Origin of the sequence: Butyricicoccus sp. (assembly GCF_050872565.1) — a bacterium.
Taxonomy (GTDB): domain Bacteria; phylum Bacillota; class Clostridia; order Oscillospirales; family Butyricicoccaceae; genus Butyricicoccus_A.
Genome location: NZ_JBNMHC010000454.1, coordinates 1 through 1,489, shown reverse-complemented (window position 1 = coordinate 1,489; position 1,489 = coordinate 1). Strand labels below are relative to the sequence as shown.

Genomic DNA, 1,489 nt, shown 5'->3' with positions numbered 1-1,489 from the left:
TATGCTCAACAAGAACATCCCGAACTTCGCACCGAAGCTCACCATTATTGTTCACATCATTGTATACGGCGTTCTGATGAATACCGTTCCGCTGCACTTCCTCTACTTTGAAGTAACCGCATTCGTTGTTGACATCGTTCTGCTGTGGGCTTGCTCCAAGATCAAGCCGCGCGAGACGCCATACGAACTGCCGAACTTGGAAGTTGTCGATATGACGCCGTGGAAGTACCGCATTCCGGTCGTTGTTGTGACTTTTGCGATTCTCGCAGCAATCTACATCACCTTCTCCCCGCTCGGAGTTGGCTAAACAAAGATTTACCCACCTTTCTATTCTCTCTCATATTTCCAAAACAGAGCAGCTCTTTTCCCCGAGCTGCTCTGTTGCTTTTTTCTTTTATTAAAAACGCACCGGATGGGTTGTTCCATCCGATGCGTCCATTTTCTTTATACCTGTGCATCTTTCAGCTTTTGGTAAATCTCACTCTGTCCGTCAAAAGGCGTTCCAAAATCTAAACAAAGTGTATCGCCAATCTGTGCTGTTACATAACACATCTGCGCAGTCTTATCATAATTTACAGACAACGTAACCGCGTTTTCCTGCGAATTGTCTGCGTTTAAATATCCAGATAACCCGCCGGCAAAGCATTGATCTCCATTGTCCAGTTTGATTTCCGTAAGTCTGCCTGTCAAAGACACCGTATCGGTAATTCCGTTAGCGGTAATCGTGACTTCAGCATTCACGCTGGCGTCCGAGTCCGAACACTCTTGTATATCCAATTGCAAAAAGCTATCCGAATCATTCGCAAGGGCATTCCATTCGTCCATTGTGAGACCATACTTTTCTTGAATTGCCACTTCATTGTCTGGTGTGTTCATGGATACTGTGCATACCGGCAGTGTCAACGAACACTTTTCCAAGAACGCGGAAGTCTGCTCCGTCTGCTGTTCCTGCACCGCTGGTTTCTGTTCTTGCTCCGACGTTCCGCAGCCTGACAGAAGCATGGCAAGAACCGACAGCAACAAAGCCGTAGAAAAAGCTCTTTTTTTCATAAATGCGCCCACCCATTGTCGATAACACACAAAAAAAATAAATTTTATACGCATACACTTTGTATATGTTGTAGTCATTATACCTAATATTCTCTCCATTGTCAATGATTATATATACGGCTTCAACAAGTCTTTATTTTTCGGCAAGCAAATGAGCTGATATGCCGCCGTTGCCTCGTCATCGACAAGCGGAATAATCACTCTATCGCGCAACACCTCCTGTTGCTCCCATCCTGCCAAATTGGTGGTAAAACACAGCAGCGTAGAAGATCGAATCAATTCTTCCAAAGCAAAGCTATCCGTCTGCACGAGAAATTTTGAGGCGGGCATTTTTTCATGACACAAATTGCTCCAAAAGCCAAGCTGATCGCGCACCAAGCAATTAAATCCATTGATCTGCGAAAAAGTCAGCGTGTTTTCCTGCGCCAACGGATGACTC

The 1,489-nt window shown here is 45.1% G+C and carries 1 protein-coding gene and 2 pseudogenes; 1 reads left to right on the top strand and 2 read right to left on the bottom strand.

Annotated elements, in window-relative coordinates; all coding sequences use genetic code 11:
* Positions 1–307 (top strand): annotated as a pseudogene (locus tag ACR0P9_RS12455) (hypothetical protein); the annotation flags it as partial.
* Positions 308–444: 137 nt separating this feature from the next.
* Here ACR0P9_RS12455 and ACR0P9_RS12450 read toward each other — a convergent pair.
* Together ACR0P9_RS12450 and ACR0P9_RS12445 are read right to left on the bottom strand one after the other, a co-directional pair.
* Positions 445–1,050, bottom strand: coding sequence for a hypothetical protein (locus ACR0P9_RS12450; protein WP_432620619.1), 606 nt, complete (start codon positions 1,048–1,050; stop codon positions 445–447).
* 108 nt (positions 1,051–1,158) lie between these two features.
* Positions 1,159–1,489 (bottom strand): annotated as a pseudogene (locus ACR0P9_RS12445) (hypothetical protein); the annotation flags it as partial.

What these genes read in the sequence shown, in the direction of transcription:
- ACR0P9_RS12450 (WP_432620619.1), bottom strand. Translation starts at nt 1,050, where the DNA reads ATGAAAAAAAGAGCTTTTTCTACGGCTTTGTTGCTGTCGGTTCTTGCC.